The organism is Exiguobacterium sp. SH5S13 (genome assembly GCF_004337085.1).
Taxonomy (GTDB): Bacteria; Bacillota; Bacilli; order Exiguobacteriales; family Exiguobacteriaceae; genus Exiguobacterium; species Exiguobacterium aurantiacum_A.
This window is the reverse complement of sequence record NZ_SJUS01000031.1, coordinates 22,996-37,057: the sequence shown is the minus strand read 5'-3', so window position 1 is coordinate 37,057 and position 14,062 is coordinate 22,996. Positions and strand designations below refer to the sequence as shown.

General features: G+C 52.6%; 13 protein-coding genes. 4 read left to right on the top strand and 9 right to left on the bottom strand.

Annotated features, from left to right (window positions below; all coding sequences use genetic code 11):
* Positions 1 to 89: IS3 family transposase (locus EVJ30_RS13665; RefSeq protein ID WP_131444302.1), on the top strand; the 89-nt coding region annotated here is incomplete at its 5' end.
* A 107-nt stretch (positions 90 to 196) separates the two neighbouring features.
* Here the strand turns inward: EVJ30_RS13665 and EVJ30_RS13660 are convergent.
* The 3 genes from EVJ30_RS13660 to EVJ30_RS13650 are packed head-to-tail and all read right to left on the bottom strand — an operon-like array spanning position 197 to position 3,474.
* Positions 197 to 1,159, bottom strand: a complete 963-nt coding sequence (locus EVJ30_RS13660; protein WP_131457859.1) for a 2-hydroxyacid dehydrogenase — start codon at positions 1,157 to 1,159, stop codon at positions 197 to 199.
* Positions 1,160 to 1,200: 41 nt separating this feature from the next.
* Entirely contained in the window at positions 1,201 to 2,343 is a 1,143-nt protein-coding gene (locus EVJ30_RS13655; RefSeq protein ID WP_131457860.1) for a YcjF family protein, read from the bottom strand.
* A 12-nt stretch (positions 2,344 to 2,355) separates the two neighbouring features.
* A complete protein-coding gene (locus EVJ30_RS13650; RefSeq protein ID WP_131457861.1) occupies positions 2,356 to 3,474 on the bottom strand; it encodes a GTPase in 1,119 nt (372 codons plus the stop codon).
* An 80-nt stretch (positions 3,475 to 3,554) separates the two neighbouring features.
* Between EVJ30_RS13650 and EVJ30_RS13645 the strand changes: the two genes are divergently transcribed.
* Positions 3,555 to 3,941, top strand: a complete 387-nt coding sequence (locus tag EVJ30_RS13645) for a VOC family protein (RefSeq protein WP_070328049.1) — start codon at positions 3,555 to 3,557, stop codon at positions 3,939 to 3,941.
* Between the two features lie 96 nt (positions 3,942 to 4,037).
* Positions 4,038 to 4,838, top strand: coding sequence for a formate/nitrite transporter family protein (locus tag EVJ30_RS13640; RefSeq protein WP_131457862.1), 801 nt, complete (start codon positions 4,038 to 4,040; stop codon positions 4,836 to 4,838).
* A 45-nt stretch (positions 4,839 to 4,883) separates the two neighbouring features.
* On the opposite strand, the gene EVJ30_RS13635 is transcribed toward EVJ30_RS13640, so the two are convergent.
* The 6 genes from EVJ30_RS13635 to EVJ30_RS13615 form a co-directional block, all read right to left on the bottom strand.
* Positions 4,884 to 6,344: an alanine/glycine:cation symporter family protein gene (locus EVJ30_RS13635; RefSeq protein ID WP_070328047.1), complete on the bottom strand. Its 1,461-nt coding sequence runs from the start codon at positions 6,342 to 6,344 to the stop codon at positions 4,884 to 4,886.
* Between the two features lie 347 nt (positions 6,345 to 6,691).
* Complete coding sequence (locus EVJ30_RS15315; protein ID WP_016507944.1) at positions 6,692 to 6,859, bottom strand: hypothetical protein; 168 nt, start codon at positions 6,857 to 6,859, stop codon at positions 6,692 to 6,694.
* Between the two features lies 1 nt (position 6,860).
* Positions 6,861 to 7,064, bottom strand: coding sequence for a YwbE family protein (locus EVJ30_RS13630; RefSeq protein WP_016508010.1), 204 nt, complete (start codon positions 7,062 to 7,064; stop codon positions 6,861 to 6,863).
* A gap of 64 nt (positions 7,065 to 7,128) precedes the next feature.
* Positions 7,129 to 7,461, bottom strand: coding sequence for a hypothetical protein (locus EVJ30_RS13625; RefSeq protein WP_131457863.1), 333 nt, complete (start codon positions 7,459 to 7,461; stop codon positions 7,129 to 7,131).
* A 48-nt stretch (positions 7,462 to 7,509) separates the two neighbouring features.
* Complete coding sequence (locus tag EVJ30_RS13620; protein ID WP_131469474.1) at positions 7,510 to 9,165, bottom strand: glycoside hydrolase family 13 protein; 1,656 nt, start codon at positions 9,163 to 9,165, stop codon at positions 7,510 to 7,512.
* A gap of 168 nt (positions 9,166 to 9,333) precedes the next feature.
* Positions 9,334 to 10,089 carry an alpha/beta hydrolase gene (locus tag EVJ30_RS13615; protein WP_131457864.1) on the bottom strand — a complete coding sequence of 252 codons (756 nt, stop codon included), beginning with the start codon at positions 10,087 to 10,089 and terminating at the stop codon, positions 9,334 to 9,336.
* Positions 10,090 to 10,476: 387 nt separating this feature from the next.
* Between EVJ30_RS13615 and EVJ30_RS13610 the strand changes: the two genes are divergently transcribed.
* A complete protein-coding gene (locus EVJ30_RS13610) occupies positions 10,477 to 13,983 on the top strand; it encodes a chitobiase/beta-hexosaminidase C-terminal domain-containing protein (RefSeq protein WP_131457865.1) in 3,507 nt (1,168 codons plus the stop codon).
* The last annotated feature ends 79 nt before the right edge of the window (positions 13,984 to 14,062 follow it).

Sequence of the window (14,062 nt, the reverse complement as noted above, 5' to 3'; positions counted from 1 at the left end):
TCGAGTACTACAATCATCGTCGCATCAAGAAACGACTAAAAAACCTGAGCCCGGTGGAATACCGGACCCAGGTTCTCGAAGTCGCCTGACAAATTATTTAGTGTCTAACTTTTTTGGTTCAGTTCAAATGAGCACTTTTTATCAAGTGTCTATCATTCAGGGTTCAGTTCACACATGACGTCAGGTTCCTCTTTTTTTACGTCAATCGATTTTTTGGTTCTTTCCCTTCAAGTACGTTGACGATGGCTTCTCGGTTGAGCGCCATCATCGAGAGGCGCGTCTTGATCGTGGCGCTGCCGATATGCGGGAGCGTCGTGACGTTCGGAAGCGTCAAGAGCGGATGGTCCATCGCCACCGGTTCTTTCGCGAACACGTCGAGCCCCGCTGCCCAAATTTGCTTGGCTTTCAACGCCTCGTACAGTGCCGACTCATCAATGATCTCGCCGCGGGCGACATTGATGAAGACGGCCGTGTCTTTCATTTTGGCAAACTGGTCGGCGCCGATCATGCCACGCGTCTGTTCGGTGAGCGGTGCGAGCACGACGACGAAATCCGACTGCTCGAGCAAGTCATCGAGTTCGGCGTAGACGAATCCGTACATCGACTCCGATTCATGACGACGCGTCCGGTTATGGTACAAGACGTCCATGTCAAAGCCGCGGGCCCGGCGTGCGACCGCCTCGCCGATGCGTCCCATCCCGATAATCCCGAGCTTCGCCTGATACAGGTCCATCCCGACGTAGCCCATCGGTGTCCACGATTTCCATTCCCCCGCCCGCAAGTCACGTTCTGCCTCTCCGAGCCGGCGCCCGGTCATCATCATGAGTCCGAACGCGAGGTCCGCTGTCGTCTCGGTCAAGACGTCCGGTGTGTTCGTCACGACGATGCCGTGCTGTTTTGCCGCTTCGATGTCGATGTTGTTATAACCGACGGCCAAGTTCGAGATGACTGCGAGGTCAGGCGCCTGTTCGATCAACTCGCGGTCGATCGTGTCGCTGAGCATCGTCCATAGCGCATGAGCCGATGCTGCTTCTTTCAACAAGACGTCACGCGGTACGCTCACCGCCTCTTCGTCCCACATGCGGACGTCATACTTGTCTCGCAGCGGCGCCACTGCTTCTTCTGGCAGACGTCGTGTGATGTAAATTCGTTTCTTCATATCCATTCCCCCTGTTCTCTCTCATCGTAACAAACTTCGAATCACGATTTGTCTTTCGACATCGGATTCTCTTTTATGAACTGATCGAACAATGAACTAAAGTCACTGTTGAGCAGTTGCTCGATCGTCTTCGAAGAGTCCATCGCATTGCGATACGCGACTTCATTGATAGCAAGACCGATTGCCCAGGTGATGCCTGATGCCACTGTCGCATTGATCACGCTCGCCGCCGCGTTCGCACCCGGGAAGAACTTCATGACGTTCAACAACAGCGTCTTCGAAAGCGTCCGTCCGATTTGCGGGATGATCGTGCTGCCAATCAACGTTTTCAACATGTCATCATTCGCCTTGACGCCCCAATAACGGAACAAGTGGACGCTCATCGTCACTTGGATCGGTGTCAACGCGATGGCATCCGCGAACGGGAGTGGCACGGCAGCAGCCGTCCCAGCACTCGCGACATAGCCCGAGATGATCCGGTTCGCCTTCTTGCGTTTCAGCTTGAGCATCGCTTCGCTCTCCGCATGAATCTCCATGAGCAATCCTTCTTGAAGTGACTGGTCGAGCTGTTCGACCGACCATGTGACGAGACGTTCCCAGTCAAGGTGGTCCCGAAGTTCAGCATCGTTCAATAACTCACCGGCGACACTCACCTGAAAAATTGCGTCTTCCGGTACGACTCCAGCCAATTCGTTTCGCAGCGCCGTCAATTCATCCATGTCGACTTGATCGATTTGCGTCAATAAGACTGCGACCGAAGTGACGTCGTTCAACTGTTTGATCAGCGTCCGATCGAGCGGTGTGACCCGTTTCATCGAGGCGTTGATGGCGTACCAGACGAGGTGCATCTGCTCGGCCGCAGGTTTTGTCTGCGCCCGTTCGACGAAGCCGATGACTTCGTCGGCATACGCCTGTTGGCGCTCACTTCCGATCTCGTACCCTTCACTATCATAGAGGACGATCGCGATGTCATCACTCATGAACTGGTGGATTCCACGCGTCACCGGCTCGCCGGCCGCCACTTTCGTCAAATCGCGACCGAACACATGGTTGACGACCGAGCTCTTCCCAGAACCGGTCGCACCGGCGATCAATATGTTTGGTTTTTTGACTTCTCCCCGCAGGCGACCTAACTCCTCTTTCAAATCGTACGTATCTAAATTAAATGGCACTTTTTTCTCCATATGACTTCCTCCTCATTGCTTGAGCGTACGCCCAAGCTGCTTCATCTCGTTCTCGAATCCACGTTGCACGTCCTGAACGATCGCTTGCCTGACCGTCTCATACTGTTGGTCGATGGCTTTTTTGATGCCCCGCTCCGCCGTCCGGCGCTTGAACGCCCAGTAAATGAAATGAATACCCGGAATCATCCCGAGCACCATCTTTCGAATCGTCCGCTTAAATGAATAATCAAAGCCGAGTTCGACCCGGCGCGTCTTGAAACCGACGTCAGCTTGTTTGCCGACGAGCGGATAGCGCTCCATCAGTTGAATGTAATGACGGACCCCCTGCGCCATCGCTTCTTCTGTCGTGAGCGCGGCCTGTTCGAGCGTGCTCTCCAAATCTTTTTCGATTTGACGCGCTTTCCAGCTGATCATCGCTTGCGGGGTGATCATCCGAATTTTTTCAGCCGAACGGTAACTCCGGTCGCGCCACGCTTCAAGCTCGTCCAATAAATGCCGGGTCAAGTTGAGCGGTAATTTCCGCTCGACATCCTGCCAGAGGTTCGTTCGGTTCCGCTGCCAGACCGCCTCATAACCGAGCGTCGGTACGACTTGTCCGCTCAATAACTTTTTCTCGACACTGTTCACCCGGATCATGGCGTCACGATTGATGCCAAGTTCACGCATCAAGACGTCTTCCATCGCCTCGGCTTTCTCCACGTTCATCTCGCTGTCCGGATTATAGTTCGTCAAGATGATGGTGACGTTGCTCTCTTTCGCATAAAGTGGCTTCAAAATCGCCTCGAGCTCATACGTTTCGACACGACCTGAGTTGATTGACAGCAAATAATAAATCGTGTGGAACCAGTCGGCGATGTCGAGTGCCCCTTCCCGCTTATTGACGACGGCGATGACCGCTTCATGCCATTCTTCAGACCGGTCGGCTTCAAGCCCCCACGTATCAAAAAAGCGGAACAAGATCCCGCGTTCAAGATCGTAATACTCGTATTCGTGCAGGCCTTCTGCCGTCACCGGGCTGCCCGCCCGTGACTCGGCCACGTCACGTCCGTAAATATAGTTCAAGAAGGCGCTCTTGCCGACGCCTGTTTTTCCCGCGATCAATATGTTCGAGACAAGCCCCGTGTTGTCCATATGGTTCCCCCTGCAGTCGTTGTATAATACCATTATACTAAACGGCCGCTTTTGAAACGTCCGACGGAAGGATGAGACGCATGCTTCACCACGTAGAGCTCTATGTTTCTGACCTGAACAAAAGTTTAATCGCTTGGGACTGGCTCCTCACAGAGCTTGGGTATACGGTATACCAACAATGGGAACACGGAAAAAGTTATCGTCATGGTGAGACGTACCTCGTCTTCGTTCAAACCGAACCGGCATACCTCGAACCCTCGTACCATCGGAAGCGAACAGGACTGAACCACCTCGCCTTTCACGCTGAATCGGTGGAGCAACTCGAATCTTTTCGCAGCCGCTTGTCCCGTTACGGCTTCAATGAGCTGTACGCCGACCGTTTTCCGTATGCGGGCGGTCCGAACTACGTCGCGCTCTATTTCGAAGACCCGGATCGCATCAAAGTCGAACTCGTGGCGACGATGTGAACGGATACAAATCCCCTTATCGAAAGTTTGTGAAAACAATTGCAAACTTTTTTAAGACCTCCTAGACTTAAGTTGTCTAAAGGAGGTCTTATTCAAATGGAAAAACAAGTTATCGATTATATGGAAGAAGCCGCCCATAAAAAAGCGACGCTGCTTCATCACTCGTTCGGTCAATACGCACTTCGCTCGCTCGTCGCCGGTTTTTTGATCGGGATCGGCGTCGTCTTCGCATTTACTGTCGGAAACATGTTTATCGATGTACCAGGGACGATGCTGTTTGCCGGCATGAGTTTCTCGGTCGCACTCGTCTTCATCGTCTGGATGGGCGGAGAGCTGTTCACGAGCAACACGATGTACTTGTATACCGGTGCGAAGCGTGGACGTGTCGCATGGAGCGATCTTGTCAAAGTGTGGGGCATCAGCTGGATCGGCAACTTGGTCGGCGCGCTGTTGCTCACAACCCTCGTCATCGGCGCCCACAGCATGGGTGACATGAATAGTGACCACTTGCTCGCAGTCGTTGCTGCTAAAAAGATGGGCGGTGACGCACTCGCCATTTTCTTAAAAGGAATTCTTTGTAACGTACTCGTCTGTATCGCCATCTTCATGCCGCTCAAGACGCAAAACGACGTCGCCAAAATCATGTTGACGATGCTCCCGGTCGTCGTCTTTTTCGCCGCCGGTTTCGAGCACTCGATCGCCAACATGGGTATCTTCGGGCTCGCCCTCTATTATGTGCCGTCTGAAGCCATCAACATCGGGCTCGCACTCTATAATCTACTGTTTGCCACACTCGGCAATATCGTCGGGGGCGCCTTGTTCGTCGCCGGCACGTACCTCCATTTGAACGCAAAACCTGGAACAGCGAACGTGGAAACGCTCCGCCAGAACGCATAAAAAGACAGGGGCCCCGATGCAGGGCCCCTGTTGTTGCGTAAATGATTATTTTGACGAATCGGCAGCGGCGATTTGAACCGCACCTTCTGCGACTTCGTCCTCGTCGACGTCCCAACATTCCGTGTTCTCGATGCCGAGCTTACGGGCCGAGAAGCGTGGGTTGAGACCTTGGGCCCGTTGCTCTTCGTAGTCACGAAGTACTTTGAAGGCAACACCGCCGAGAAGCGAGATGGCGACCAAGTTGATGAGTGTCATACCGGCCATGAACAAGTCGGCGAGACTCCAAACGAAGCCAAGGCTCGCGACCGAACCGAGGAAGACAAAGCCCATTGTGAGAAGGCGGAAACCGAAGACAGCGCCTTTGCTCTTCTTGATGAACTCGATGTTCGTCTCACCGTAGTAGTAGCTACCGACGATCGAGCTGAATGCGAACAAGAGGACACTGACAGCGATGAAGCCAGGTGCCCAAGCACCGATTTGCTCAGCCAACGCGTTTTGAAGGAGTGCGATCCCTTCTCCGTTACCAGCCGCGTAGCTGTCCGAAAGGAGGACGATAGCCGCTGTCGCCGTACAGACGATCAACGTATCCAAGAACACACCGAGCGTCTGCATGAAACCTTGTTTCGCCGGGTGTGACACTTCTGCTGCCGCTGCTGCGTTCGGTGCCGAACCCATACCAGCTTCGTTCGAGAAGAGACCACGACGGACACCCATCATGATAGCCGCACCGACCGAACCGCCAAACGCTTGCTCGATTCCGAACGCGCTCTTGAAGATCATGCCGAGGACGGCTGGCATTTCTGTGATGTTCACGACGACGACATAAAGAGCGACGATCAAGTAAAGGACAGCCATGATCGGTACGACGATTGCCGAGAAGTTCGCGACACGTCGGACGCCACCGAAGATGACGAGTCCTGTCAAGACGACGAGGATAGCGCCACCGACTGCAGCTTCGAGACCGAACGCGTTATCAAACGCTGCTGCGATCGTGTTCGATTGTACCGAGTTGAAGATAAGACCGAACGTGAATGCGATCAATACTGCAAAGATGATACCAAGGACGCGGTTGTTGAGCCCTTTTTCAATGTAGTAAGCTGGACCGCCGCGGTATGCGACGTCGTCTTTTACTTTATACACTTGAGCGAGCGTGCTCTCGATCATCGCGGTAGCGCCACCGACGAGGGCGACGATCCACATCCAGAACACTGCTCCCGGTCCACCGAGTGTGATCGCGACCGTGACCCCGGCCAAGTTACCAGTTCCGATTCGCGTTGCCGCTCCGATGAAGAACGACTTCGCCGAGCTGATGCTCTTACTATCTGTGGCATCTGATTTTTCTGTGACGACACGGAACATCTCTTTTAAGTAGCGGAACTGCATAAACCTTGTCTTGACCGTAAAGTAAATCCCGGCCCCAATCAATCCGACGATAAGCACGTACGACCATAAGATGTTGTTTAAAAAGTCGACGCTTCCTTGTAACAAGTTTTGTACAGCTTCCATGAATAAGTTCCTCCCTGTTGTGGAAATCTAAGTTGAAGATTTTTTATGATGTCTTAGTTCTGAATTATACAAAGATTCTGACAATTAGCAACAATTTTTTTATAGGTGAGTTCACAAAAAATTCACATGATACACGACAAAAAGACTGAAAAACCGACACTTAAAGCGCTTACATACTATTTCGGAAGAATGAATAAATCATCATTTTTATTTCGTTATTTGATTTAAGGTTTCACTTTTTTTAAAGAAGCTTCATCTGCATGACTTCAACGATCTCCATTTCATTGACGCGTCGCCTGATTGACCCCAACAAAAAAAACAGTCGCTCGCATGAGCAACTGCTTGGTTTATACGCCGGTCCGTTTCTTCTGGTTGTTCGGCTTTTTCGTCAACTGGTTCGTCAACGGTTTTTGCTTCGTCCCACGAAGTCCTGTCGGCACTTTCGTTTCGTTCTGTTTCTTCTCGGCGAGTTTTTGCTTCATCGCCTCTTGGAAACTCAATTTCTTTTCACTCATATTATTCACCTCCAGCTTCGATCACTTTTACCCGACCGACCTGTCCATCGTTTAAGCGTACTTTAATGCCGTGCGGGTGACTTGGCGAGTTCGTCAAAATGTCTTTGACGACGCCTTTCGTCAACTTCCCGCTCCGCTGATCTTGTTTCAGGACGATCTGGACGTGGAGTCCTGGGCGAATGTCCGCGCGTTTCTTACCATCCATACCCGACACCCCTTTCCGTATAGTCAACCTCTATCATATGCTCTTTTCCCGCATTTGTCACAGTCTATTCAAACGGTCCGAGCTGACCAAGCGTTTTCGTCAAATAACTTTGATCGGTCGCAAACGTCGTCACGCCTTGTCCCCACGCGATTGAGACATCGACCCGTCCCCTTTCGAACGCAATCGTTAAAATCGTCCGGCCGCTCTCATTTTGAAGGTGGGCCTTACCGCTCAATTGCTCATACGCTTCGGTAAGGTCTCGTCCAAACGAGACATAGTCAGCCGTCCGGACCATTTCTGCGTCGCGAGCGAGGACGAGTTTTAGCGTCGTACGATTAGCCTCAGCAATGATGAATCGAACCGTGACGTCGTCGTTCCCGAGTTCGATCTGATGCATACTGATCCCCTCCTAAAAGACACCTCCCGAATGGAAGGTGTCTCGTCATTATAAGCGATATAACCGGGCTTCAAACGGCTTCAGCATGAACGTGTCTTGCTCGATCGGTTCCGGGTCCACCTCATTTGTCAAGACGAGTGTCGCCTCGTCAAGACCAGGCAACGTCGTCTCGGCCGGATTCGCCGTCAAGTTGACGAGCACATAAAAGCATTGTTGCTCGAACTTGCGCTCATACGCGAATACTTGCAGATGTTCCGGCACGAGATCGCGGTAACTTCCATACGTGAACGTCTCCTCGGCTCGGCGCAGTCGGATCATCGCCTTGTAGAACGACAGAATCGAGTTCACGTCTTTAGACTGTGCTTCCACGTTCAACGTCTCATATTCGGCATGGATCGGCATCCACGGGGTGGCTGACGAGAAGCCGCCGTGCAGCGAGGCGTCCCATTGCAACGGCGTCCGGACGTTGTCGCGCGACGTCCCCCACACGTGTTGCATCGAGTCGATTTCACTCATCCCGTTCGCGATCCGTTCGAAGTACTCGTTCTTTGTCGCGACGTCATCGTAGTCGTGAATCGATGGCAACGGCACGTTCTTCATACCGATTTCTTGCCCTTGATAGATGAACGGCGTCCCGTGCATGAAGAAGTACATCATTCCGAGCGCGGTCGCACTCTCGCGCCAATAATGGTTCTCGTCCCCGACGAGCGAGACGGCACGCACCATATCATGGTTCTCGATATAGAGGGCGTTCCACCCTGTTTCAAGCAATCCTTGTTGCCACTTGTCAAAAATACGTTTCAGTTCGACGACGTCAAGCGGGGCGAGCCGGGACTTGCGCATAATATCGACGTGGTCAAAATGGAACGCCATGTTCATCGCCCCGTTTTCCGGTCCCATCCACAGGTCGGCTGCTTTCGGCTCGATTCCGTTCGTCTCGCCGACCGTCATGATATCGTACTTGGCGAACGTCTCGCGCTTCATCTCTTGGAGATACTCGTGGATCCCCTCGATATTTGAATACATCGAGAACGCCGTGACGTGACGTTTGCCATCCGGGGAAGGCAACATCGTCTCGGTCGGCATCTTTTTAATGTGGCTGATCGCATCGACCCGGAACCCGTCGATTCCTTTATCGAGCCACCAGTTGATCATATCGTAGACCGCACCGCGCACTTCTTCGTTCTCCCAATTCAAGTCAGGCTGTTTTTTAGAGAACACGTGAAGGTAGTGCTGCTCGGTCGCCGCGTCATATTCCCAGGCCGAGCCGCCGAAAATGCTGGCCCAGTTGTTCGGTGGCTCGTCTTCTGATCCGTCTCGCCATATATACCAATCCCGCTTCGGGTTGTCTTTCGAACTTTTCGATTCGACGAACCATGGATGTTCGTCTGACGTATGGTTGACGACGAGGTCTAGCAATAGCTTCATCCCTCGCGCATGGACCGCGCTCAGCAGCGCATCGAAATCTTCCATCGTCCCGAACTCTTCCATAATGTCTTCGTAATCGCTGATGTCATAACCGTTGTCATCGTTCGGTGATTTGTACATCGGACAGAGCCAGATCACATCGATGCCGAGGTCTTCCAAGTAATCAAGTTTTTCGATAATGCCACGGAGGTCGCCGATGCCGTCCCCGTTCGAATCTTTGAAACTACGCGGGTATATTTGATAGGCGATGGCTTCTTTCCACCATGCCCGGGCGATGCCTTGCTTCTCACTTTGTCTGAACGCCGTCTCCATACGTCAAATTCCTCCTAAGCCTACGATTAGTATCAATGAAGGTACATACCACTGTTTGAGTAAATCTAATCTTACAATAGCATTAGTGCAAGCGTTTGCAAAGAAGTGCAAATAAAAATGCAGTCTTAGAGACTACATTTGTTCAACCGTCGTCACTTGTTCACAGAACGTACCGATCGCGTCGGCTAATCGACCGCGATCATGGTCCATCGTCGCCACATGGTACGATTGCTCCAAAACGATACGTTGCTTCGGCGCCTGAATTTTGTCATACAACCATATCGAATCTTCCGGCGGGACGACGTGGTCGACAGCGGAATGGATGACGCACGTCGGAACGTCCACGTCCGACACACGAGGCCGAACTTCCTCGATCAAAGCGAGCAATTCGCGAATGGCCGACGTCGGTACTTTGTCGTAGACGATCTCATACACGTCATTTGCCTTGATATCCGGCTCGTCCTCGTCGATGAAGCGACAGACGTCGTCAGCCGCATGGCACGCGTAGCCCGGTACAGACAACGCCGCGTTGATCGTGATGACGGCGTCGGCAAGGCCGGCGAGCGCGGCTTTCAAGGCGAGCGTCCCGCCCATCGATTGTCCGACGACGATGACGTCGCGACATCGCTCGCGCAAGAAGCGGATACCTGCTTCCATGCTCTCATACCAGCACTTGCTCGTCGAACATCTAAAGTCCTCGGGGTCGGTCCCGTGCCCCGTCAAGCGAGGGGCATACACTGTGAAGCCCTTTTCCATCAAGTCGATCCCGACATCGCGCACGCTTTGTGGCGTCCCATTAAAACCGTGACATAATAATATCCCGGTTTGATTCCCTTCATAATAAAATGTCCCCGCTCCCGGGATGACCGGATAAGTAGTCGTTGTCATTCGTTTCCTCCCTATTAATCCACAGTTAACCGATACACTTAATTTGTATTAATGAATTGTAAGAGTTCATGGCCTTGTCGTCAACCTAAAAGGGAAAAATCCAAAAACTCATTACCTTGTCATTAAAATGTAATAGGAACTTCGTGAAAAGGAGATTGAGTTCTAACGTCTGCTTAGTTATGTTTAACATGTAGTTGCAAAGTTGGTAAATGATAGTGAAATACACCAATCGATGGAGTCGTAACGAGCCATTTTCGTGGGTAATAGTCGATTAATGTAAGCGCTATCATTTCTCGTATTAACTAGGAGGGGGCTAAACGCTCAACAAGTGACCAAACGAATTGGGAAATCGTATCGGCCATCTACATACCAAAGGGAGACTACAACATGGGGAAACCAAAAGCACGTTCACTCAAACAAATGACCGGCCTCGCTTTATCAGCCGGACTGATCGTCAGCAGCATGACGCCGATCGCGGCAAACGTACAAGCCGAAACGTTGAACGCAGCAGACTTATTCATCTCGGAGTATATTGAAGGATCAAGCAACAACAAAGCGATTGAATTGTTCAACGGAACCGATTCAGCCATCGACCTCTCTGCCTACAAGCTCGAACTGTATTCAAACGGCGGGACGGCTCCTGGAACGACGCTCAACTTGACGGGGACCCTGCAACCGGGTGGCACGTATGTCATCGTCAACGGCAGTGCGAGTGAGGCGCTCAAGGCAAAATCAAATGCGACGAGCGGTGTGACGAATTTTAACGGTGATGACACGCTCGTCTTGAAAAAAGGTGACACTGTGCTCGACGTCTTCGGTCAAATCGGTGTCGACCCGGGCACAAAATGGGGAACAAGCGTCGCAACCGCTGACCAGACGTTGATTCGTAAAGATACGGTCACGACCGGAGATGCTAACGGTACGGATGCGTTCGATCCGGCCACCGAATGGACCTCGCTCCCGACCGATTCGTTCACGGATCTCGGTAAGCACACGTTCCAAGGTGTCGAGTATGGGGATGGCGGGTCGGAAGAACCACCGGCACCAGTGACACCAATCTCGATCAATGATGCCCGCACGAAAGCTGAAGGCGAGACGGTCACGATTAAAGGTGTCGTCACGGCAAAACTCGCCAATACGATTTCAATCCAAGACGCGACTGGCGGCCTATCGGTCCGACCGACTTCGCTCGCCGTCAACGTCGGTGACGAAGTCGTCGTCACGGGTGTCGTCGGTTCATATCGTGAACTCCTTCAATTGAACAGCGCCGTCGTCGTCTCGAAACAAACGTCAAACGTACCGACCGCACAAGTCGTCACGGGCGATCAAGTCAACGAAGACGTCGAGTCTGAACTCGTCACCGTGAACAACGTCACACTCTCAGGCAGCGGCCAAAACTTGACGGCGACAGACGGGACGAAAGAGTTTATCATCCGCGACGAGCGCGGCAGTCTCGACTTACAGACAGACGTCAATTACTCATCAATCACCGGGATCGTTCAACAGTTCGATGATGCCTATCAAATCATTCCGCGCGACACGTCTGACACGGTCATTGACGCATCTGTCCTCCGCCCTGCGACAGCGAAGCCAGGCGCCGGCACGTTCGTCGGACCTCAAGACGTGACGCTTTCGACGACGACTGCGGGCGCTGAGATCTATTACACGCTCGACGGGTCAGACCCGAAAGTGAACGGGACACGTTATACAAATCCAGTCCGTGTCGAAACGACGAAGACGCTCAAAGTCGCCGTCAAGTCAGGCGATGCGTTCAGCGCCGTGACGACGTACGACTATAAGATCACGGATAAGATCCGCATCCACGACATCCAAGGCGCGAGCCATACGTCACCGATGAACGGCCAAACGGTCGAAGGCGTCGAAGGAATCGTCACGTACACGTTCGTCTCGATGGGAACGACGTATTACTACATTCAAACACCGGACATGGAAGCAGACCAAGACGCACGCACGTCAGAAGGCATCATCTTGTATGGCGGCCGTTCGATCGCCGGCATTCAAGTCGGAGACCTCGTCAGCGTGAAAGGTGTCGTCAGCGAGTATGCGGTCGAAGGCTATAGCGATCGCCAACGGACAGATATGTTGATGACACAAATCGATACACGCAACGGACAAGTCGATGTCGTGAAGAGTGGCGTCACACTCCCGACGCCAGTGAAGATTGACGAGTCGAACTTACCGAACGAGTTTATCGACAGCGACGCCCTCGCCGTCTTCAATCCAGACAAAGGCGCCATCGATTTCTGGGAAAGCTTGGAAGGGATGCGCGTCGAGACCGGAAATCTCAAATCGGTGTCGCCGCAGCAGTACGGCGATCTCGTGACCGTTCTCGAAGGGACACCGACCGAGACGTTCAACGGCGGCGTGCTCCTCAAAAAAGACGACGCCAACCCGGAACGGATCCAGTTCCGTCTCGAACCGAACGCAGAAGCGCGTGAGTTCGATGTCGCGACCGGTGACCGTTTCAACGGACCGATCGTCGGTGTCGTCGGTTATTCATATGGAAACTACAAAATTCAAGCAGGTCTCGATGAGATGAAAGCTGCCTTCGTCAAAGGTGATGCCAAGCGTGAGACGACATTCATCGAGGCAGAAGAAGACAAGTTGACGATCGCTTCTTACAACCTCGAGAACTTCTCGAACAACGTGAAGGAGACGTCGGACGAGAAGGCGCTCAAACTGGCGAAAGCGTTCGTCGAAGAGTTGAACAACCCGGACATCATCGGCGTGACCGAAGTTCAAGACAACAACGGTCAAAGCACAGGAGATGCTGCAGCTGACCAAAGCTATCAACGCTTGATCGATGATATCGTCTCAATCGGAGGCAAGTCGTACAAGTACGTCAACATCGATCCGGAGAACAATCAAGATGGCGGCGCACCGAACGCCAACATTCGTGTCGGCTTCTTGTACAATCCGGAGCGCGTCTCGCTCACGGAAGGCATCCCTGCCGGTGACGCGACAACGGCTGTCGGTTACGAAAACGGAAAATTGACACATAACCCGGGCCGAATCGCGCCACTCGACCCAGCATTCAACAGCTCACGTAAGCCGCTCGCGGCCCAGTTCGACTTCCAAGGCGAGAACGTCGTCGTCATCGCCAACCACTGGAATTCAAAAGGCGGCGACACCGGCTTCTTCGGTTCACAACAGCCGGTCGTGCTCGGCAGTGAAGTGCAACGGAAAAAAATCGCACAACTCGTCCACAACTTCGTAGCGGACGTGAAAGCCGATAACCCGGATGCGAACGTCGTCGCCCTCGGTGACTTCAACGACTTCGAGTTCTCGGACGCGCTTCAAATCTTCAAAGGTGACTTGATGACGAACATGGTCGAGAAAGTCCCTGCCGTCGACCGTTACTCTTACGTCTACCAAGGGAACTCGCAAGTGCTCGACCACATCCTCGTGTCGAACCGTTTAGCGGCAACGACCGAGATCGATATGATCCACGTCAACGCCGACTTCACAGAGATGTCGGGCCGGGCCAGTGACCACGATCCGGTCCTCGCGCAAATCGACCTCACACCGGAACCCGTTGTCGACGTGAAACGCTACACGGTCGAGAACAATAAGGCTGCCCGTCTTGTCCTTCAAGACGACTTCATCGGCGTGACGATCGGTAAAGGGACGAACTTCAAGAACGGCATCTTCGTGCGTGGCGTTTACACGGAATTGACGGGTGACCCGCTCAAAAACGTCGTCGTTCAAGTGAAGCCGAAACAAGCCGGTGCCATCATCGACTTTAAAGGCGCGACCGTCAAAGAAGTCATCGTCGACGGGACGAACCTTGCGGAAATTCGTGGTGCCGAGAACGTCAAACGCATCACGTATACGAAAGGCGCGTCTACTAAAACAGTCGTCGTCAAAAAATAATGAATTCGACCGCAGACATCTCGTCTGCGGTTTTTTGCGTTTTCAATCTCAAAATTCGGGCATTAAGAAGAAGATGCTG

Coding starts and splice junctions, on each gene's coding strand:
- EVJ30_RS13660 (WP_131457859.1), bottom strand. CDS start 1,159: ATGAAGAAACGAATTTACATCACACGACGTCTGCCAGAAGAAGCAGTG.
- EVJ30_RS13655 (WP_131457860.1), bottom strand. CDS start 2,343: ATGGAGAAAAAAGTGCCATTTAATTTAGATACGTACGATTTGAAAGAG.
- EVJ30_RS13650 (WP_131457861.1), bottom strand. CDS start 3,474: ATGGACAACACGGGGCTTGTCTCGAACATATTGATCGCGGGAAAAACA.
- EVJ30_RS13645 (WP_070328049.1), top strand. CDS start 3,555: ATGCTTCACCACGTAGAGCTCTATGTTTCTGACCTGAACAAAAGTTTA.
- EVJ30_RS13640 (WP_131457862.1), top strand. CDS start 4,038: ATGGAAAAACAAGTTATCGATTATATGGAAGAAGCCGCCCATAAAAAA.
- EVJ30_RS13635 (WP_070328047.1), bottom strand. CDS start 6,344: ATGGAAGCTGTACAAAACTTGTTACAAGGAAGCGTCGACTTTTTAAAC.
- EVJ30_RS15315 (WP_016507944.1), bottom strand. CDS start 6,859: ATGAGTGAAAAGAAATTGAGTTTCCAAGAGGCGATGAAGCAAAAACTC.
- EVJ30_RS13630 (WP_016508010.1), bottom strand. CDS start 7,064: ATGGATGGTAAGAAACGCGCGGACATTCGCCCAGGACTCCACGTCCAG.
- EVJ30_RS13625 (WP_131457863.1), bottom strand. CDS start 7,461: ATGCATCAGATCGAACTCGGGAACGACGACGTCACGGTTCGATTCATC.
- EVJ30_RS13615 (WP_131457864.1), bottom strand. CDS start 10,089: ATGACAACGACTACTTATCCGGTCATCCCGGGAGCGGGGACATTTTAT.
- EVJ30_RS13610 (WP_131457865.1), top strand. CDS start 10,477: ATGGGGAAACCAAAAGCACGTTCACTCAAACAAATGACCGGCCTCGCT.